General features: G+C 31.8%; 24 protein-coding genes. 9 read left to right on the forward strand and 15 right to left on the reverse strand.

The window, feature by feature from the left end; translation table 11 throughout:
- Positions 1-120 precede the first annotated feature (120 nt).
- Positions 121-1,002 carry a hypothetical protein gene (locus AAON49_RS02860; protein WP_349552499.1) on the forward strand — a complete coding sequence of 294 codons (882 nt, stop codon included), beginning with the start codon at positions 121-123 and terminating at the stop codon, positions 1,000-1,002.
- Positions 1,003-1,016: 14 nt separating this feature from the next.
- Positions 1,017-1,790 (forward strand): sulfite exporter TauE/SafE family protein, encoded by a 774-nt coding sequence (locus AAON49_RS02865; RefSeq protein WP_349552500.1) that lies wholly within the window; start codon positions 1,017-1,019, stop codon positions 1,788-1,790.
- A gap of 280 nt (positions 1,791-2,070) precedes the next feature.
- Here AAON49_RS02865 and AAON49_RS02870 read toward each other — a convergent pair whose 3' ends face one another.
- From AAON49_RS02870 to ruvC, 3 genes are read right to left on the reverse strand one after another with little or no spacing between them, the layout of a single operon-like run.
- On the reverse strand, positions 2,071-2,817 hold the full coding sequence (locus tag AAON49_RS02870) for a cyclase family protein (RefSeq protein ID WP_349552501.1): 747 nt from the start codon (positions 2,815-2,817) through the stop codon (positions 2,071-2,073).
- The gene (gene hemW / locus AAON49_RS02875; protein ID WP_349552503.1) at positions 2,814-3,947 is read right to left on the reverse strand and encodes a radical SAM family heme chaperone HemW; all 1,134 of its coding nucleotides are present in this window, start codon (positions 3,945-3,947) and stop codon (positions 2,814-2,816) included. The genes AAON49_RS02870 and hemW overlap by 4 nt, the downstream gene beginning before the upstream one ends.
- A gap of 56 nt (positions 3,948-4,003) precedes the next feature.
- Entirely contained in the window at positions 4,004-4,555 is a 552-nt protein-coding gene (gene ruvC, locus AAON49_RS02880; protein WP_349552504.1) for a crossover junction endodeoxyribonuclease RuvC, read from the reverse strand.
- Between the two features lie 95 nt (positions 4,556-4,650).
- Between ruvC and AAON49_RS02885 the strand changes: the two genes are divergently transcribed.
- Both AAON49_RS02885 and AAON49_RS02890 read left to right on the forward strand, forming a co-directional pair.
- Positions 4,651-5,517: a lysylphosphatidylglycerol synthase domain-containing protein gene (locus tag AAON49_RS02885; RefSeq protein ID WP_349552505.1), complete on the forward strand. Its 867-nt coding sequence runs from the start codon at positions 4,651-4,653 to the stop codon at positions 5,515-5,517.
- Positions 5,514-6,644, forward strand: coding sequence for a glycosyltransferase family 2 protein (locus tag AAON49_RS02890; RefSeq protein ID WP_349552506.1), 1,131 nt, complete (start codon positions 5,514-5,516; stop codon positions 6,642-6,644). Before AAON49_RS02885 ends, AAON49_RS02890 begins: the two co-directional genes overlap by 4 nt.
- Here AAON49_RS02890 and AAON49_RS02895 read toward each other — a convergent pair whose 3' ends face one another.
- The 3 genes from AAON49_RS02895 to AAON49_RS02905 form a co-directional block, all read right to left on the reverse strand.
- Entirely contained in the window at positions 6,645-6,779 is a 135-nt protein-coding gene (locus AAON49_RS02895) for a hypothetical protein (protein ID WP_349552507.1), read from the reverse strand.
- Positions 6,780-6,831: 52 nt separating this feature from the next.
- On the reverse strand, positions 6,832-7,500 hold the full coding sequence (mnmC2, locus tag AAON49_RS02900) for a tRNA (5-methylaminomethyl-2-thiouridine)(34)-methyltransferase MnmC2 (RefSeq protein WP_349552509.1): 669 nt from the start codon (positions 7,498-7,500) through the stop codon (positions 6,832-6,834).
- Positions 7,501-7,574: 74 nt separating this feature from the next.
- Positions 7,575-8,081: a DUF4920 domain-containing protein gene (locus AAON49_RS02905; protein WP_349552511.1), complete on the reverse strand. Its 507-nt coding sequence runs from the start codon at positions 8,079-8,081 to the stop codon at positions 7,575-7,577.
- A gap of 121 nt (positions 8,082-8,202) precedes the next feature.
- Here AAON49_RS02905 and AAON49_RS02910 point away from each other — a divergent pair, with 121 nt between their 5' ends.
- Genes AAON49_RS02910 through AAON49_RS02920 form a run of 3 tightly spaced genes read left to right on the forward strand, consistent with a single transcriptional unit; the run spans position 8,203 to position 10,831 of the window.
- A complete protein-coding gene (locus AAON49_RS02910) occupies positions 8,203-9,261 on the forward strand; it encodes a branched-chain amino acid aminotransferase (RefSeq protein ID WP_349552513.1) in 1,059 nt (352 codons plus the stop codon).
- Positions 9,261-10,205, forward strand: coding sequence for an MBL fold metallo-hydrolase (locus AAON49_RS02915; protein WP_349552514.1), 945 nt, complete (start codon positions 9,261-9,263; stop codon positions 10,203-10,205). Before AAON49_RS02910 ends, AAON49_RS02915 begins: the two co-directional genes overlap by 1 nt.
- Before the next feature lie 11 nt (positions 10,206-10,216).
- A complete protein-coding gene (locus AAON49_RS02920) occupies positions 10,217-10,831 on the forward strand; it encodes a pyridoxamine 5'-phosphate oxidase family protein (RefSeq protein WP_349552515.1) in 615 nt (204 codons plus the stop codon).
- Position 10,832: 1 nt separating this feature from the next.
- Here the strand turns inward: AAON49_RS02920 and AAON49_RS02925 are convergent, their stop codons facing one another.
- From AAON49_RS02925 to AAON49_RS02935, 3 genes are read right to left on the reverse strand one after another with little or no spacing between them, the layout of a single operon-like run.
- Complete coding sequence (locus AAON49_RS02925; protein WP_349552516.1) at positions 10,833-11,219, reverse strand: pyrophosphohydrolase domain-containing protein; 387 nt, start codon at positions 11,217-11,219, stop codon at positions 10,833-10,835.
- A 9-nt stretch (positions 11,220-11,228) separates the two neighbouring features.
- Entirely contained in the window at positions 11,229-11,912 is a 684-nt protein-coding gene (locus AAON49_RS02930; protein WP_349552518.1) for an HAD family hydrolase, read from the reverse strand.
- A 3-nt stretch (positions 11,913-11,915) separates the two neighbouring features.
- A complete protein-coding gene (locus tag AAON49_RS02935) occupies positions 11,916-12,638 on the reverse strand; it encodes an SDR family NAD(P)-dependent oxidoreductase (RefSeq protein ID WP_349552520.1) in 723 nt (240 codons plus the stop codon).
- 32 nt (positions 12,639-12,670) lie between these two features.
- Between AAON49_RS02935 and AAON49_RS02940 the strand changes: the two genes are divergently transcribed.
- On the forward strand, positions 12,671-12,868 hold the full coding sequence (locus tag AAON49_RS02940) for a hypothetical protein (RefSeq protein ID WP_349552522.1): 198 nt from the start codon (positions 12,671-12,673) through the stop codon (positions 12,866-12,868).
- Here the strand turns inward: AAON49_RS02940 and AAON49_RS02945 are convergent.
- From AAON49_RS02945 to AAON49_RS02955, 3 genes are read right to left on the reverse strand one after another with little or no spacing between them, the layout of a single operon-like run.
- A complete protein-coding gene (locus AAON49_RS02945) occupies positions 12,865-13,788 on the reverse strand; it encodes an ion channel (RefSeq protein ID WP_349552523.1) in 924 nt (307 codons plus the stop codon). The genes AAON49_RS02940 and AAON49_RS02945 overlap by 4 nt on opposite strands.
- A gap of 12 nt (positions 13,789-13,800) precedes the next feature.
- Positions 13,801-14,565, reverse strand: coding sequence for a hypothetical protein (locus tag AAON49_RS02950; RefSeq protein ID WP_349552524.1), 765 nt, complete (start codon positions 14,563-14,565; stop codon positions 13,801-13,803).
- Entirely contained in the window at positions 14,565-15,884 is a 1,320-nt protein-coding gene (locus AAON49_RS02955; protein ID WP_349552525.1) for a M24 family metallopeptidase, read from the reverse strand. Before AAON49_RS02955 ends, AAON49_RS02950 begins: the two co-directional genes overlap by 1 nt.
- A gap of 114 nt (positions 15,885-15,998) precedes the next feature.
- Here AAON49_RS02955 and AAON49_RS02960 point away from each other — a divergent pair, with 114 nt between their 5' ends.
- Positions 15,999-16,439 carry a DUF6146 family protein gene (locus AAON49_RS02960; RefSeq protein ID WP_349552526.1) on the forward strand — a complete coding sequence of 147 codons (441 nt, stop codon included), beginning with the start codon at positions 15,999-16,001 and terminating at the stop codon, positions 16,437-16,439.
- Here AAON49_RS02960 and AAON49_RS02965 read toward each other — a convergent pair.
- The 3 genes from AAON49_RS02965 to AAON49_RS02975 form a co-directional block, all read right to left on the reverse strand.
- The gene (locus AAON49_RS02965; RefSeq protein ID WP_349552527.1) at positions 16,432-16,923 is read right to left on the reverse strand and encodes a dihydrofolate reductase; all 492 of its coding nucleotides are present in this window, start codon (positions 16,921-16,923) and stop codon (positions 16,432-16,434) included. The genes AAON49_RS02960 and AAON49_RS02965 overlap by 8 nt on opposite strands.
- A 105-nt stretch (positions 16,924-17,028) precedes the next feature.
- Positions 17,029-17,214, reverse strand: a complete 186-nt coding sequence (locus AAON49_RS02970; protein ID WP_349552529.1) for a hypothetical protein — start codon at positions 17,212-17,214, stop codon at positions 17,029-17,031.
- Between the two features lie 76 nt (positions 17,215-17,290).
- Complete coding sequence (locus AAON49_RS02975) at positions 17,291-18,115, reverse strand: thymidylate synthase (RefSeq protein WP_349552530.1); 825 nt, start codon at positions 18,113-18,115, stop codon at positions 17,291-17,293.
- Positions 18,116-18,130 lie beyond the last annotated feature (15 nt).

Consider the following 18,130-nt stretch of genomic DNA (forward strand, 5'->3'; position numbering starts at 1 on the left):
TAAAATTAAAATCTTTTTCAAAAAAAGAATTAATTAATTGCTTTTTATTTTTTTTTATCACAATTTCGTGAAACATTTATGTAGTAGTCTCCTTTTTTATAACCTCAAAAACTAATACTTATGTTAAACCATAATACTAAGGAGTATGAAATTATAACAGCTTCTATGGAAGCTATAAGACATAGATTAACAACTCATTTAAGTTTTACTATAGGTGGATCTGGAATTTTTTATTTTGCAATGAATATTCTTGGTAAACCTAACTCAAATGAATTAGCTTTTCCTTTGATTTGTATTTTTGCTGCTACTTTAATTTCTTCTTTTTTCTACCTCGCACTTTATAAATTTAATTCCATGAATCGTTATGCAGGTTATTGTAAACTGATTAATATTGAGATTGGTTCAAATAAAATAAAGAAAGCAGATACAGATAAAAAAATCAAACAAATTATTACTTGGGAAATTTGTATGGGTAAATTAGCCAACACAAAAATTGAGATTGAGTTTCCAATTGGTTTTTGGAAAAAAGCGAAATATAATGGTATAGAAATGGCTATTCTCAAAAATAATTTCGAAAAATATAAAATTCATAATCCGAAAATTGATTATGGAGCAAGAAAGAAAGGTCTTTTAATGCTTTTAAGAGGTATTAATAAAAAAGATAATTCTAAAACTTGGAAATATCCTTTATATTCATCTTATGTTTATTACTTTTTAATTTTCATTTTTGTCTCTTTATCTATTTCTGGAGTCATCTCGTTTTTTATTCAGTTGTCAGCTCCTATGACATATATGCAATATTCTGAGCTAACACTAATCTCAGTTCTATTACTAACTATTTTGTTTGTATTACAAAAATCTTTATCAGAAATGTATAAATTGATGATAGGAAGTAAAACCGTGAGTGCTTATTGTTGGAAATTCTTGCCATACAGAATTCAAATTTTAAATAATTTTGGAATACGTCCAACATACTACATAACAGAAAAAAAAGAAGTTTAATTATCACTTAACCGATGGAAATCATTTTAATCTGTATCGTAGCTTTTTTAGCAGCTATTTTAACTTTCTTTTCAGGATTTGGCTTGGGAACAATTTTAACACCTGTTTTCATGCTGTTTTTTCCTGTTGATTTGGCAATTGCTTTAACAGGAGTTGTTCATTTTTTTAATAATGTCTTCAAAATTATTTTAGTAGGAAAAAATGCAGATAAAAAAGTATTGATTCGCTTTGGAATTACAGCTGTTGTTTTTGCTTTTGTAGGTGCATGGTTGTTATTACACATTCCAGATGCAAAACCTTTGTTTACTTATGAATTGTTTGGAAAACAATGGACTGTATACCCTGTAAAATTTATCATTTCTATTTTACTAATCATATTTGCAACCTTAGATCTTATTCCACGTTTTCAAAAACTACAATTCGGAAAAGAGAAACTTCCTCTTGGTGGAGCCTTGAGTGGTTTTTTTGGTGGATTGTCTGGAAATCAAGGGGCATTGCGTAGTGCTTTTTTAATCAAAGCTGGACTTTCTAAAGAGGCGTTTATTGGAACTGCTGTAGTGGTTTCTACGTTTGTAGACTTTACTCGTTTAGGAGTCTATGCAACTCGATTTACAAGCTCTGGACTTATTGATAATGCTACATTGGTAATTGCTGCAACTTTAGCCGCTATTTCTGGAGCTTATATAGGCAATAAACTACTGAAAAAAGTAACGATTAACTTTTTACAAGTTACAGTAGCTATCATGTTAATCTTAATTTCTATTGCTTTAGGAGCTGGGTTTATTTAATGAATGATAAAATTTAATTTTTTAACCTTTTAAACATCATATAAATAAAAAAAGCTGATGTTACTAATCCAATCATAAATAAAGAGTATTTGAGGATTGATAATATCAAAAAGCCTTCGAATCGTTTGGGTGAAGTTCCTATTTGATTTATAAAAAATAAACGATTCAATCTTTCTGAGTTATATAAGAAATAAAAAATCATCCAAGATAAGGTGGCTATTACTCCTACTTTCAAAAAAGCAAACCAGCTAGTGTTAATTTCACTACTCACGCTGTAAGATTATTCTGGCTTAAACAACACAGGCTTACTAGGGCTGGCATCGTTTTCAAAAGGTGCAATCATAAGGTTTAGGAAGTACGTTCCATCTTCTACGCTATTAGGCACGTAAATAAACTCTGTAATGGTAGCATCTAAACGCAACTTTCCTCCCACATTCCAAAAGGCGTGATGCGACTTTAACTCTCCATCATCTTTTTCTCTATCAACAGAAGGCAAGTCGATTAATAAATGTTTGATTCCTTTTTCGCGTAAATATATCGCTCCTTCTTCTAACAAATATGGAGGGTTTGTATTGGAGTATTGCATCGATTTTTTGTCCTCCAAATTAGGAAGTGTTCTAATCACAATCGCATCTCTCTTTTTGTTTCCTAAAGCAAATTGCAATTGCCTTTTTGTGATTACAAAATCATCATTCATCTTTTCAGGCGGAATGGTGACTACTTCTGCTAAAAAGAAATTTTGACGTAAATGCTGATTGATTGAATGTACCTTTTCTACAATATGGCCAACGGTTTCAGTATGTGTACCATGTGAATGCGGATTGAATTCAATCATATTAAAATTCACATCGGCTCCTTCTGCTACACTTCCTACCCAATCATCAGATGCATAAGGGTAAATTTTAGGTGGACCAATATACCAAGCATTTACGTTTTGTTTGCTTGGATCTATCGCAATAGAAATATCGATAGGTTTTGTAAGATCAATTGAGTATTTTCTAGAGTTGTAATGTATTTGTGCTATCAAGATAAATTTAGTTTAAAGAGGTCAGATGCTATTCCATCTGATAAAAATTTTCCTTTGTAAGTTGTTTTGAGCTTTTCATTCTCAATATACAATAAATCTTCTTTTATATGTTTCTCAGATTGTAATTTCAGATACTCAAAATACTTTTTTCCAAAGTCTTTTTTTACTTTATCTAAAGATACTCCCCAAATGGTTCGTAAACCAGTCATCACATATTCATTGTATTGATCTGTTATTGAAAGGGTTTCTCTTTCTATTGGTAACTCTTCTTTTTGAACCGCTTGAATATATTTCGAATTATTACTCACATTCCAACTTCTTTGTTCTCCGTCAAATGAGTGTGCTGATGGACCTATTCCTAAGTACTTTTTTCCTTGCCAATACGCTGAATTATTCTTACTAAAAAATCCTTCCTTACCAAAATTAGAAAGTTCATAATGTACAAAGTCTGCTTCAACAAGTTCCTGTGTTAGAATATAAAATTGTTCTTGGGCTTGCTCATCATTTACAGGAGCTACTTTTCCTTTTTTTATTAAGGACTCTAGTGCTGTTTTTGGCTCAACAGTTAAAGCATAACTAGAAATGTGCGGAATGTTGTAAGATAGAGCTATTTGAATATTTTCTTTCCAATCAGAATTGCTCAATCCAGGAATTCCGTAGATTAAATCCAGTGAAATATTTTCAAAATAACGAGTTGCAATAGACAAACATTTTTTGGCTTCTTCTGAATTATGTGCGCGATTCATCAATTGTAGATCTTTTTCATAAAAAGACTGAACTCCAATACTCAATCTATTGATCTTAGACTTAGAAAGTTCAACAATCTTTTCTTCGCTAAGATCATCAGGATTTGCCTCTAGAGTAATCTCAGGATTGGACACCACTTCATAATTCTTGTATACCGCTCCTATAATACTATCAATTTCTATTTGTGACAGTATACTAGGTGTACCTCCTCCAAAATAAATGGTTTCTACAATTTCATTATTCAATTCATTTTTTCGAAACTCGATTTCTTTGATCAAACAATTGATTAATTCGTCTTTCTTTTTTAACGAAGTAGAAAAGTGAAAGTCGCAATAATAACATGCTTGCTTGCAAAAAGGAATATGAATATAGATTCCGGCCATTTTCAGTTATCAGTTATTTTTTTTAATATTAGTTCTTTATTGTTAACTGATAATTATTAATTAACTTTTTTAGGATTTTGCTTCACAAAAGCAGACCAACCTGTATAGCTTTTTCCTTGTATTGGTTTTCCCATGTTGTAAAAATGACAAACAGCTGCTGCTAAACCATCTGTAGCATCTAAGTTTTTAGGTAATGTTTTCAGGTCTAATAAACTCTGTAACATTTTTGCTACTTGTTCTTTACTAGCGTTTCCATTTCCTGTGATTGCCATTTTAATTTTCTTAGGAGAATATTCTGTAATAGGAACTTCGCGAGACAATCCTGCTGCCATGGCAACACCTTGCGCTCTTCCTAACTTCAACATCGATTGTACATTCTTTCCAAAGAAAGGTGCTTCAATGGCTATTTCGTCGGGATGAAACGTATCAATTAATTCAACAGTTCTTTCAAATATGAGTTTCAGTTTAAGGTAATGATCCTCATATTTTTTAAGATGTAATTCATTGAGTTGTAAGAATTCCATTTTCTTGCCATAAATCTTAATTAGACCAAACCCCATGATGGTAGTTCCTGGGTCTATTCCTAAAATGATTTTTTCCGAACTCAATTTTTACGTTCTTTGTGTTTGTGAATAATTCAACTTCATACAAATCTAATCAATTATTGTGGCTTGCCTTCAAACTATTTATAGTAATTATTTCTATGTATTTTATTGTTGTAATAATCTACTTAGACCAAGATTTAAGTTTTTCTAATTTTATTGATTTTATTACCAAATCTGACCTTTTTTCATTAAAAAACATACTTTTCTTATCCATTTTTACTTTTTTTAATTGGTTTTTAGAAATTAAGAAATGGCAGAATTTAGTGAAAAGCATACAAAATATCTCTTTTTTTGATGCAACAAAGCAATCGTTAAGTTCACTTACATTTTCATTAATCACACCCAACCGTATTGGTGAGTATGGTGCAAAAGCTTTATACTATAAAAAGGAAAAGAGAAAGAAAATTTTATTTCTAAATTTTGCTGGAAATTTCTATCAATTGTTAGTTACTCTTCTACTAGGGATCTTAGGAATCTTATATCTCCCAAACTATTACAACCATCTTGGTATAACTACTGAATGGATTATTCTCATTATACTAAGTGTTTTTATCATATTTATTTTAGCTCGATTTCTATCAAAAAAAATAAAGTGGCTACAAAAAGTCAAAGACTTCTGGAAGCTTCAAAACAATCAATTGATTATAGTATTGTCTCTTTTGCGTTATCTAATTTTTTCGCATCAATTCTATTTTTTATTGATGATTTTTGATGTAGATATTAGTTATTTTAATGCAATGGCTTGTATAACTAGCATGTATTTTATTTCCTCGATAGTTCCTATGCTTTCATTGTTTGATGTGGTTCTAAAAGGATCGGTAAGTCTATTTGTTTTTTCTTGGTTAGGATATGTATCACCTACTGCTATATTGGTAACTGTTTCTTTGATGTGGATTCTAAATTTTGCAATCCCTTCAATTATTGGAAGTTATTTTGTCTTAAAATTCAAACCTCAAAAAAGATGATAGCAACTCTTTTCATTATTACGGGAGTATATATGGTTTTGATTTTATCATTTGTATATGGTTTTGAAAAACTTCCAATTTTTGAGTCTAGCAATCGTCAAAGCAATATTCATTTTTCAATTGTTATTCCTTTTAGAGATGAAAGTGAACATTTACCTAATTTATTAATATCATTATCATGTTTAACCTACAATAAGAACTCTTATGAATGTCTTTTTGTAAACGATGACTCAAGTGATAATTCTGTTCAAATCATAAACAACTATCTAGCTAAAACAGACATCAATTATTCTATCATAGAGAATATAAGAACAACTAATTCGCCTAAAAAAGATGCGATTCAAACTGCGATTCTACAATCTCAACATGAATGGATTGTTAGTACAGATGCAGATTGTATCGTTCCAAACAAATGGTTAAATGAATTATCAAATTTTATCTGTAAAAATGAAAGTAAAATGGTTGCTGGACCTGTAACCTACAAATCAGAAAAATCTTCATTTTTAGAACACTTTCAAATATTAGATTTTTTAAGCTTACAAGGAGCTACAATTGGCGGATTTGGAATCAAGAAACCTTTTCTATGCAATGGCGCAAACCTTGCCTATGAAAAAACCACTTTTGAAAAACTTAATGGCTTTCAAGGGAATGACACAATTTCAAGCGGTGATGATGTATTCTTGTTTGAAAAGTTTTACAAAGCTTATCCAAAAGCTGTACATTTTTTAAAATCTCATTCAGCAATTGTACATACAGATGCTGTTGAAACATGGAAAGAACTTATCAATCAACGAATGCGTTGGGCGGCAAAAACTAGTTCTTATCAACTAGCTTTCGGAAAATTAGTGGGCTTTTTTGTTTTGCTTATGAACTTTGTTTTTATAACTTCTCTTTTTGGTGTCTTCCTTTATAAGGAAAACCGTTTCTTTTTCCTGTATATAATCATATTGAAGCTTTCTGTTGATTATAGTTTGACACAAAAAGTATCGTTTTTCTACAATGGTAAAAAGAAGAGAATACGTGATTTTGGTTTTAGCAGTCTACTTTATCCTTTTTTTACTTTATACATTGTGTTTAAGTCACTAACAAGTAAATACATATGGAAAGGAAGGTTTTTTAAGAAGTAACTATCCGAATAATCGTTCCATTAAACTTTCTGCGTAGAACCAGAGTAACAATGTGATTATTAGCAATACTACCAACATAATCCCTTTCTTGGGATTGGATTTTTTTCTTCTTCCGAATTTTCTTTGAAACTCCATAATGGTTGTTTTGAATGTACTAAGATAAAAATTTAACCAAAATAAAAATGCCTTAATGTAAATGCTTTAAAGCTCGTAACATTTCTCTTTTTCCTGGAGGGCCTGGTAATCTTTCAACCTCAAATCCTACTGCTTGCATAGCTCTTCTAACCGAACCTTTTGCTGAATATGTAACTAATCTTCCTTTTTCTTTTAGAGCTTTGTACATGAGAATGAAAATATCCTCTGTCCATAATTCGGGTTGAACTCTGGCTCCAAATGCATCAAAATAGATAAGATCAAATTTATTTTCTTGCTCTATTTCATGGAAGAAAAGTTGTTTTTTTTCTAGGGTAAATGAAGGTGCTATCACACACTCTTCTTCCCATTCGGTAGCGTGAATTTTTTGAAATATCTCTGAAAAGGCTTTGGCTTTTAACTCAGGAACATAATTTAATTGAGTTACTTCTTCTTCAGGAACCGGATAAGCCTCAACTCCTGTATACTGAATTTTTAATCCTCTTTTTTGCGCTTCTAAAAAAGTAATAAAAGCATTCAGTCCAGTTCCAAATCCAATTTCTAAAATAGACAATTCATTTTTTGAAACAGTTTCTAATCCATGCTTTATAAATACATGATAAGCTTCTTGAATGGCTCCATGTTTAGAATGATAGTGTTCATTCCATTCTGGTAAATGAATGGTTGTTGAACCATCAGATGTAATAATAATCTCTCGTTTCAATATATCATGAGTTAAACAAAAAATGGTGGTTTCGACTCCGCTCAACCACCATTTTTTTTATTATTTCTAAATTATTATTTTTTCATCAAAACACCATTTGCTTCAAAAGCCAATTCTAGTTTTGGTTCAGTAATTTTAGCAATCTCCTCTTTACTTTTCCCAGCATCTTCAGCATAATGTTTTAATTCATCTACAGAAACTTCTTTTACAAAAGCTTTTCCTTCAACAATCACATTTCTTCCCTTAGAGTCTAAAGGCATAAAAAACCCGTAGTCTTTAAAACGAACCATAATCGTTTCTTCTGTTTCTCCTGCAGGAAGTTTCATCCAACAACCTTTCTTAGAACAAACTTCATTAATGGTAGAAGCAAATTTTAAATTAATCGTATCTCCCGCTTTTAACGTTTGATATTTAGTATAGGCATCCGCTGATGAGATATAGTCTGTTTCTGTTATTTTATCTCCAAAAGAATCATAAGTAGCTGTTACCACTTGTTTCTCTTCGTTCTTTTTGTCCTCTTTATTTGTTTTGCAAGCAAAAGTTATTGCTAATAAAACGACAATCATGATAAGTTTTTTCATCTTTTAATTCATTTTTATAACAAAACAAAGATAGTTGTTTAGAATAAAAAAGCTTGTAAGGTTTTCTTAAAAAAGCGAACAAAATTTTATACCTTTGCGGCCTCTTCACAAACGTTAGAAAATGGTAAAAGACATTGAAATTCACCCTATAAAAACATCCAAAATTAAAGACGTAGACTTTAATAATTTACAATTTGGAAGAGTATTTACTGATCATATGTTTGAGTGTGATTTTATTGATGGACAATGGACTCAACCAAGAATTGTTCCTTATGGACCTTTAACCATAGAGCCTTCTGCAAGAGTTTTTCATTATGGACAAGCAGTTTTTGAAGGAATGAAAGCCTACAAAGATGATAATGACGACATTTTCTTGTTTAGACCAGATGAGAACTTTGATAGAATTAATAAATCAGCGGCAAGACTTGCTATTCCTGAATTCCCAAAAGATTTTTTCTTTGAAGGAATGAAACAATTGTTATTGTTGGAGAAAGATTGGATAAAAAAAGGTTGGGGTAACTCATTGTATATACGACCATTTGTAATAGCAACTGAAGGAGCCATCGCTGCTTCTCCAGCAGAAGAATACAAATTCATGATTATCTTATCTCCGGCTCAAGCATATTATAGTCAAGAAGTTCGAGTTTTATTTGCTGAGAAATACAGTAGGTCTGCTGATGGTGGTGTTGGTTTTGCAAAAGCGGCTGGAAATTATGCAGCTCAGTTCTATCCAACAAGTTTGGCTCATAAAAAAGGATATCAGCAAATCATCTGGACTGATGCAAGTACTCATGAGTATTTAGAAGAAGCTGGTACAATGAATATTTTCTTTAGAATTAATGATAAATTAATTACTGCTCCTAACAATGATAGAATTCTAGATGGTGTTACACGTAAATCTGTAATTCAATTAGCTGAAGACGCTAACATTGATGTAGAAGTTAGAAGAGTACCTGTTGCTGAAATAAAAGAAGCAGCAAGAAATGGTTCTCTTAAAGAAATTTTTGGTGCTGGTACTGCTGCCGTGATTAATCCAATTCTTGGATTTGAACATGCAGGAGATGTTTTTGAACTTCCAGAATTAGACGATGCTTATGCCTCCCTTTTTAAGGAAAAACTAATGAATATTCAGTATAACAAAGCTGAAGACCCTCATCAATGGAGATATAAAGTTTCGTAATGAAACACCTATTACTTTTATTGTTTTCTGTTTTTATTTTATCCTGCAATGCAGAAAAAATAGAAACTACTAAAAGTATACAATCACAACAATACATTACTGTTTTAGGAACTGCACAAGATGGCGGATTTCCGCATATTGGATGTCAAAAAGAATGCTGTGCTAATTTTTACAAAGGAACAGCTTCTAAACAAAAAGTAGTTTCTTTGGGTTTGATTGATAAAGAATCCCAAAAGAAGTTTTTATTTGAAGCTACTCCTGATATATCTACACAGTTGGATGATTTAGAGCGAAACCATCTGAAAACTTCTACAATTATTGACGGTGTCTTTTTAACTCACGCTCACATTGGTCATTATGCAGGACTTATATATTTTGGTCGTGAAGCTTTGGGTAAAAAAAATATTCAGGTGTTTGCCATGCCTAAAATGAAAGAATATTTAACACAAAATGGACCTTGGAGTCAGCTTGTTGATATACAAAATATTGTATTTTCTGACCTAAAAAAAGATAGCACATTGACAATTACTCCTACTTTAAAGGTGACTCCTTTTTTGGTTCCGCATAGAGATGAATTTTCTGAAACGGTTGGGTATAAGGTTGAAGGAAAGAACAAAACAGCTTTGTTTATTCCAGATATCAACAAATGGAATTTGTGGAAAAAGAATATTGTTGAAGAAGTAAAAAAGATAGATTATGCATTTTTAGATGCTACCTTTTTAAAGGATGGCGAAATAAATAGGCCCATGAGTGAAGTACCTCATCCATTTATTGAAGAAACTGTGTCTTTATTCCAAAACGAACCTACCGAAGTAAAAAACAAAGTGATCTTTATTCATTTTAACCATACCAATCCTGCCTTACAACCCAATTCTAAAGAAAGAAAAGCTTTAGAAAAGTTAGGATTTAGAGTTGCTAGTGAAGGAGATCGTTATAATCTTTAAAAACCAATTGCATGATTAACTCAAAAATTAACTCTAATGAACAGCTTAGAGAAATTTATGGATTCCCTAAAGGAAGAGCAGAAAAAAAAGTATTAAACACACTAGAAAAGCACTCAAAAAACTTCATCAACCACTCTCCATTTCTACTTCTTTCTTCTATTGATAAAGAAGGTAAAATGGATGTTTCTCCAAGAGGTGGAAGTTCTGGTTTTGTTAAAGTAATTAATAACAACACTTTGGTTGTTCCTGATGCTAAGGGAAATAATAGAGTAGATACACTGACCAATATTATTGAAACCGGTCATGTTGGAATGATCTTTCTAATTCCTGGAATTGATGAAACTTTACGAATTAACGGAACTGCATATATTACTACTGAAAAAAGTGTGTTGGCGCTTTTTGAAGATGAAGATAAACAACCTATATCTTGCTTGGTAATTCATGCTGAAGAGATTTTCTTGCATTGTGCTAAAGCCTTAATGCGTTCTAAATTATGGGAAGAAGATTATAAGGTTAAAACAAAGGATTTTCCTAGCATGGGAAGAATGCTAAAAGACCAGTTAAATTCTTCAGAAGAACCAGAAACTAGAGAAGATATGGTTAAGAGATATCAGGCAGACTTGTAATCTATTTATCTAAAATTTCCTTGATGTTCGGCTTGAAATAATTAGGTCCTTTTAATACTTTTCCATCTTCACGGTAAATAGGCTTTCCGTCTTCACCTAATTTGCTCATGTTGCTACGTTGAATTTCATCAAACACTTCCACAATTTTATGTTGCATTCCATGTTCAATGATTGTTCCTGCTAGGATGTATAGCATGTCACCTAAAGCATCAGCAACCTCAACCAAATCATTATTATTAGCTGCTTCGAAATATTCTTCGTTTTCTTCTTTCATCAAGTTAAAACGAAGCAAATTTCTTTCTTCTCCAATGTTAGCAGTAGGTTCGTTTTTAATTCCTAATCCGAAAGCTGTGTGAAACTCATGTACAGCATCTGTGTATTTTTTCATGTGGTTGTTTTATGGTTTAATTCCTAATTCTGTTTGTGTTTTTTGAAAGTCAAAATCATTCCAATTACTAATATGACTCTTGATATTTTCTTTTTGAAAAGATGAAAGACTTTTGTCTCCAATTCCTAAAAAATGTATTTCTAAATTGTTGGCTGTTTTCAAATCCCATATCCCGTCTCCAACTGAAATGATATTTTCAAAAGTAGCAACTTGAAAATAATTTTCCGCCTTTTTAATTGCCGATTTCACAATACTTTCTCTAGTGTATAATGTATTAGAAGCCTCTACCAGTTCTGGCACAAAATTTATCTTAGCTTGAGATAGTTTTACGAATGCTGGCTCCAATAAAGATCCAGTAGCAAAACATATAGCATAATCTGTTTCCTTTAGAAAGAAATCTACAATTTCATTTGCTCCTTCTATAGGTTTAGCCTCAGGTAATTCTAAAATGGAACTCAACATTTTTTTTTCGAAATCTGGTATGAATGAAATGTCAAAAGCTTGTTTAAAATTAGCTTCATAGTTTTCTTTGAGGATATAACTATCTGTAACATTTTGATAAGTTTCCCAATCTTGATTGATTTCAAGAATTCCAAAATGAATCATTGTATCTAGATATGACTTTTGGTGTTGAAACTCGCTTTTAGTCAACGTATCATCTATATCAAAAACAATCAAGTTCTTTTTTTTCACTCTCTAAATTGCTTTTTTTAACAACCAAGCAGGTACAATTTTCAATACAAAAGCAATGATTGCCCAACGTTTTGAAATGTATGCTACTCGTTTTTTCTTTTTAATTGCAGCGTAAATTTGTTTGGTTGCTTTTTCTAATGACACCATCCAAAAAATACCATCTCCTAACGCCATAGCTGTATCTACAAATCCTGGACGGATGTCGGTAATAAAAACTTGTTTAGATTTGATTGTTTTAGTCTTTACATATAAACTTTCTAAGTAAGCTTTCTGATAAGCCTTGGAAGCAAAGTAAGCAGGTGCGGCTCTATTACCACGAATAGATGCAATGGATGTAATTCCTACCAAATGGCCATAGTTTTGTTCACGAAATAAAGTGTAGGCTAAATCATATAGTTTAGTAACTCCTGTTACATTGGTAAGAATAGTTTCCTCTTCTTTTTCCCACTCTAACTTTGGATTGATATGCCCTACTCCTGAAGATTGAATAATCAAATCTATTTTTTCATATTCTTGAACAATCTCTCCGAAAATACGTTCTACTTCATTTACTTGTTGAATGTCATTTTGATAAATATCGACCTGATTTGAATACTGCTGTTTAATCTCTTTCAACTTCTCTAATCGTCTTCCTGTTATAGCGACTTTGTATCCTTCTTTGATTAAAATTTCAGTTAATGCCTTTCCAATTCCAGAAGTTGCACCAAAAACGATTGCGGTCTTCATTTAATTCTTAATTTTGCTAAAAATACAATTTTATGTTTACTCCGGGGCGTATTGCTTTTGCCATTGTTTTTGCCATTGCATTCATCATTTTTATGGTTATTTCGTATAAAAAAGATTCTAGCAATCATCAATCTTATTATAAAGGAGCTGCTAAAAAAGTTGCCATTTACGGAACCATTGCAATTATTGTTTTTGTTGCTTTGCGTTTTTTAATTCCGAAGCTTTTTTAATTCATTTGGTTGAGTTGATCTAACTTATCGTGATCTAAAATTGTATCACCACTTTCATTAAATCTAAAGGAAGACTCAAATTGAACATCCGCTACTAGTTGTTCAAACTTATAAGAATAGATTTTAAAAAGTCTTTGTGAAAAGGCTTCATCATGATATTGCAACAAAATATACATCTCTGCATCTAAAGATTGTAGTTCTTCATTAGTATATTTTGACAATGGACTTTCTGTATCTAACTCGTGAACAATCGTCCACATCGTAGGTAAATACATTATTTTATCTCTTTCTAATTTTAATTGATAAAAATTACGTTTGTAATTATCTGTTTTTTCATCAAACTCTGTAATAGAAAGCGTAACCGTGATTTGAGGTTCTATCATCATGTTCTTTCTACTATTCATCAAACGAAACATGATAGCTCTATGTTCTTTAAAATCTCTGACAATGATATTTTTGCTGAACTTGATTACTGCCTTTGGTTTAGAAAAACGACCATATAACAATCCAGTAATGAATGAAAACCCCATCAAACCAATCATTGCTTGAAATGAAGCAATAATATTTGCTGTTAATCCCTGAGGTGCTATCCCTCCATAACCAACGGTAGTAATGGTTTGAGCGCTAAAGAAAAATCCATTTAACAAATCGTTCCATAGGTTTCCTGTTGAAGGTGTAATTTGTTCAATTCCAATAATGTTATAGAGAACAGCAAACAAAATATTGATAATAGTATATACAAGAAAAACAAACAGAAAGAACTGCCACCAAGGAATATCAATCAAATGAGCATATAAATCATACAATCCTCTTTTTCTATTAACATGAATTACATTAGACGTTCCATCTTCATTAATAAATTTTCTTGCATTTTTTGAGGATCTATAACCAAACCCAGGATCTTTTACTTTTTTTGCCATAGTGTGAATAGATTAGATACTCTTTACCTTTATTCTTTTTATACGTTTAAATCTTTTCCAAGCTGTTTTATTTACTAAAATATAAATTACAAAGCATCCAACATCCAACAGAAAGTAAAACAAACTGATTCCGCTTGGAGGATTATGACTCTTTAAGATAGGGAAAATTCCAAAAGCTGTATCTGGCCACGACCAAGCAGCGTAAGCAGTACCTCCAATTTCTAAGACAGCTACAACCATATACATGGTTAAAAAAAACAGTCTGTCTTTAGGTCTTTTAATCAACATCAAGAAGACAGCTATTGTCATTACAAATCCAAAAACATCATCAAACACAATAAGATAAAAGAGTGAAAACAAGGAGGCAAAAATGTACAGAAATGTAGTAACCTGTTTTCCATATTTTCTTACAATTGAAGCTTTAGAGAACATATAAGTTCTGGCATATACAGCCGCATGTCCAAAAGGAATATAGAGCGGTAAGTTTGACAATCGATAAGTATACATATCTAAAATGATTGAAAACAGATACTCTCCTAAAAACCCAATGATTACTGCATATATCATGAGTTCTCTTGTCCTTTTTACCGAACGATAATATAGGATTGCAAATGCAATGAGCATAAAGACATTGGTAAACCATTGCGCTTGCGGGAAAATAGATGCAAAATGAGTTCCATCGAAATATAAGGCAACTACAAACATGAACAAAAGTCCTATCCTCCTAATAAAAACCTTGATGATTTTAAGCAAGTCGTACTTTGGAATTGCTACCATTAATTTGTTTTAATTGGTTTGATTGCTGTTTGCCTCTCATTAACATATTCAAAGTAATTATCTCCAAAAAAGCCAGCTTCTTCAAGCATAATTCTGATGTTCTTTTGCCATTCAGGTATGTTTACTGTCACATTTAATTCTATGGCATATACTGTATTCTTATGCAAAGGGTAATCTCCTCTAACTGGAACTCCACCTTGAGAATCCCACATTCCAATGGTTGTTCCTGCACTATGACCATATTTTCCAAGTGGATGCGAATAAATTGCTGGTTTTAGTCCTTCTTTTTTCGCTTGTGACAATGAGCTTAGGAGAATTTCATTTCCTGTTTTTCCTTTTTTCATGTTTGTTGTCATAATATCTTGCAATCTATTTCCCTTTTTAAAAGCTTTCTTCAAATACTCAGGAACTTCTTTTTCATTGTCATGTAATACATAGGCGTGTTGCTGACAATCAGTATTCAGTCCGATATAGGTGATTCCAAAATCACAATGTAGCAAATCTCCTTTTTGAATAATCTTTTCCTTCTCTCGTTTGGTAAACGAGTAAATATGAGATTTTAATTCTTCTTTGGTTCGCTGTACATCTATCGTAGGATGAAACCAAGTTTCTAAACCAAGGTCTGTCACTTTTTGGCGCATCCACCAAACTACATCATCTGTAGTTGTTTTTCCTGGAACAATAACCTTGCTTGAAAATGCCTCGTCAATAATATCGTGTGTAATTTTCACTAACTTTTTGAAGAGTTTCATTTCTTTTTCAGTTCTGGTTTCAATCCACCCAATCGACAACTTTTCAGCAGATACCAAACGAGACTCTAAAGAATCTGGTAAGTTTTGTTTCAACTCTTCATAATCTGTTTTTACCAAACCATCTGCCAAAGGGAAATGAGTAGAATAATTAATTCCTATTTTCTTTGGGTTTCTTTCTGAAATAATGTCAACTAATGCTTTCCATTGATTGGGTTGCTTTTCTTTTTGCCAAGCTGATTTGATACTCTTTCCTATATCATATCTAGCTACTGCCAATCGTTCTATAGTATCATTCTTTTGATCTCTATAAAAAACCATCATAGTTCTTCTACGAGCATTTAACCAATTAGCGGGTAACATGGTTTTCATTACTGGATCTTCATTATACTCTCTCGAGATAATTAGCCACATATCAATCTTGGCATCATCCATTAACTGCGGAAGTAAATTCTGAAACCTGTCTTCTAATAATTCATCTTTTATTGCAGCTCTATCTCTCTCTGATACTATTTGACTAAATACAATACTTGTAAAAAACAAGAATGATAGCAGTAAGGTATTTCTCATAATGTTGGTTAATTTTCCCTAAAGATACTTGTTCTTTTTAAAAGTTAAAGTTTGAGAAATAGAAGAAATTTTGGAATAATTTTTGCAACTTTATGTGCACAGCATTACTTGATTATGAGACATCTACACAAAATACTTGGGGTTTTTATTTTAGGAATCTTAGTTTATGCATGTAGTTCTACTTCTTCTAAGAATTTAAAAATCGACAAAAATAAAGAAGAACCTGTGGTGATTGCCAATGATAGTTTGGAATATGAAGTTATTATTTTTGATACTGGATTTCAGGCATATTTAAGTTCAACTGCCAAACCAATGGGTTTTTATTCTCAAACTTTTCTTGAAAATTGGAATCGAATTTATGTACTTAATTGGAACATGAGAGCTAGAGATCCGATACGTTTTGATCCCAATATTTATGGAAATGTTATTGATTACGATCACAAAATAAATTATGGAATGGAAGTAAATTATAAGCTGTTTAATTACTTTCAATTTGCGCAACGTAAATACAGAATGAGGCTTGATGGCGGCTCAGGAGCGCCTCGAATTAGATAGCTTTAGAAAAACTTAAAAAGCTGTAATCATACTGATTTTTTTCATCAGCTTTGAAATCTTCTTTTGATGTTAGCTTCCATTTTTCAGAATCAATTTCAGGAAAAAATACATCTGCATCAAAACTTTCGTGAACTTTGGTAATGTCTAAATTATCTGCTAAATCTTTTTGAATAGCTTCTTTATAAATTTGTGCGCCACCAATAATAAATGCTTGTTCTTCTCTTTCTACTAGAGCTATTGCATCTTCTATACTATGCACAACAACGCAACCTTCTTGAAGATATTCTTTGTTTCTAGTGATGATAACAGATCTGCGGTTAGGAAGAGGTTTTCCGATAGATTCAAAAGTATTTCTACCCATAATGATAGTATGGCCTGTAGTTACTTTTTTAAACCTCTTTAAGTCGGCTGAAAGATGCCATATTAGATCATTGTTTTTCCCTAATTCATTATTGTTTCCAACGGCAGCAATAATTGTTATCATAGTAATTAATGTGTGCTAAAATTTGAGCGAAATTACTGCAATTTTTTTCTCCATAAATATTTTTTGGAGATTTTATGTAAAAGTGTTTGTAATTACAAGAAGATTCTAATTCATTTCTTTAAGCCATTCTTTGATATAGCTATTAAAATCCTCTTTCTCAGTAATAGTATCTTCTGGAAGTACTTGAATATTATCTATAAGGGTTTTAATTGCTTTCAGAATGTTCTCATCTTCAATATCAGCAATCTTTTCGTAGATGTAATCTTTCAATAAATCTGTTGCAACGGTCATGGTTATATTAGTTTGCAACTAAATTACATAGACTCATGGTAAAACAACAACAAGAGAATTATAAAAATACGTTAATTTATACAGCCACCATTCCTTTGATGTGCGGATGCGGATTGTAGTCTAGCAATTCGAAATCTTCAAAAGTGAAATCGAAAATACTTTTCACTTCAGGATTGATTTTCATTGTTGGCAATGGTCTTGGATCTCTAGACAATTGTAATTCTAATTGCTCCATGTGATTGCTATAAATATGAGCATCACCAAATGTATGAATGAAATCGCCAGGTTCGTAACCACAAACTTGAGCCATCATCATTGTAAACAATGCATAGGAAGCAATGTTAAAAGGAACTCCTAAAAAGATATCGGCACTTCTTTGATACAGTTGACAAGATAGTTTTCCGTCAGCTACATAAAACTGAAAGAACGCATGACAAGGTGGTAATGCTGCTTTTCCATTGGCAACATTTTCAGAAAATGAAACAGAGGTATCTGGTAACACACTTGGATTCCATGCAGAAACTAACATTCTCCTGCTATTAGGATTGTTTTTTAAGGTTTCTATAACTTCAGTAAGTTGATCTATATCATCACTATTCCAGTTACGCCATTGATGTCCATATACAGGTCCTAAATCTCCATTTTCATCAGCCCATTCATTCCAAATTCGAACTCCGTTTTCTTGTAAGTATTTTACATTGGTATCTCCTTTGATAAACCAAAGCAGTTCATAAATGATTGATTTTAGGTGCAACTTCTTTGTGGTGACCATAGGAAACCCTTCGCTTAAATCAAATCGCATCTGATAACCAAATACACTTTTGGTTCCGGTTCCTGTTCTATCTCCTTTTTCGTTTCCGTTTTCTAAAACATGTTTAACGAGGTCTAAATATTGCTTCATAAATCATTCATTTTC

Origin of the sequence: Pseudotenacibaculum sp. MALMAid0570, assembly GCF_040151415.1 — a bacterium.
In the GTDB taxonomy this organism is placed as follows: domain Bacteria; phylum Bacteroidota; class Bacteroidia; order Flavobacteriales; family Flavobacteriaceae; genus Polaribacter.

Bases quoted from the DNA above. Each gene is read 5' to 3' on its own strand.
- AAON49_RS02860 (WP_349552499.1), top strand. From the start codon at position 121: ATGTTAAACCATAATACTAAGGAGTATGAAATTATAACAGCTTCTATG.
- AAON49_RS02865 (WP_349552500.1), top strand. From the start codon at position 1,017: ATGGAAATCATTTTAATCTGTATCGTAGCTTTTTTAGCAGCTATTTTA.
- hemW (WP_349552503.1), bottom strand. From the start codon at position 3,947: ATGGCCGGAATCTATATTCATATTCCTTTTTGCAAGCAAGCATGTTAT.
- AAON49_RS02885 (WP_349552505.1), top strand. From the start codon at position 4,651: ATGTATTTTATTGTTGTAATAATCTACTTAGACCAAGATTTAAGTTTT.
- AAON49_RS02890 (WP_349552506.1), top strand. From the start codon at position 5,514: ATGATAGCAACTCTTTTCATTATTACGGGAGTATATATGGTTTTGATT.
- AAON49_RS02895 (WP_349552507.1), bottom strand. From the start codon at position 6,779: ATGGAGTTTCAAAGAAAATTCGGAAGAAGAAAAAAATCCAATCCCAAG.
- AAON49_RS02905 (WP_349552511.1), bottom strand. From the start codon at position 8,081: ATGAAAAAACTTATCATGATTGTCGTTTTATTAGCAATAACTTTTGCT.
- AAON49_RS02910 (WP_349552513.1), top strand. From the start codon at position 8,203: ATGGTAAAAGACATTGAAATTCACCCTATAAAAACATCCAAAATTAAA.
- AAON49_RS02915 (WP_349552514.1), top strand. From the start codon at position 9,261: ATGAAACACCTATTACTTTTATTGTTTTCTGTTTTTATTTTATCCTGC.
- AAON49_RS02920 (WP_349552515.1), top strand. From the start codon at position 10,217: ATGATTAACTCAAAAATTAACTCTAATGAACAGCTTAGAGAAATTTAT.
- AAON49_RS02925 (WP_349552516.1), bottom strand. From the start codon at position 11,219: ATGAAAAAATACACAGATGCTGTACATGAGTTTCACACAGCTTTCGGA.
- AAON49_RS02935 (WP_349552520.1), bottom strand. From the start codon at position 12,638: ATGAAGACCGCAATCGTTTTTGGTGCAACTTCTGGAATTGGAAAGGCA.
- AAON49_RS02940 (WP_349552522.1), top strand. From the start codon at position 12,671: ATGTTTACTCCGGGGCGTATTGCTTTTGCCATTGTTTTTGCCATTGCA.
- AAON49_RS02945 (WP_349552523.1), bottom strand. From the start codon at position 13,788: ATGGCAAAAAAAGTAAAAGATCCTGGGTTTGGTTATAGATCCTCAAAA.
- AAON49_RS02950 (WP_349552524.1), bottom strand. From the start codon at position 14,565: ATGGTAGCAATTCCAAAGTACGACTTGCTTAAAATCATCAAGGTTTTT.
- AAON49_RS02955 (WP_349552525.1), bottom strand. From the start codon at position 15,884: ATGAGAAATACCTTACTGCTATCATTCTTGTTTTTTACAAGTATTGTA.
- AAON49_RS02960 (WP_349552526.1), top strand. From the start codon at position 15,999: ATGAGACATCTACACAAAATACTTGGGGTTTTTATTTTAGGAATCTTA.
- AAON49_RS02965 (WP_349552527.1), bottom strand. From the start codon at position 16,923: ATGATAACAATTATTGCTGCCGTTGGAAACAATAATGAATTAGGGAAA.
- AAON49_RS02970 (WP_349552529.1), bottom strand. From the start codon at position 17,214: ATGACCGTTGCAACAGATTTATTGAAAGATTACATCTACGAAAAGATT.
- AAON49_RS02975 (WP_349552530.1), bottom strand. From the start codon at position 18,115: ATGAAGCAATATTTAGACCTCGTTAAACATGTTTTAGAAAACGGAAAC.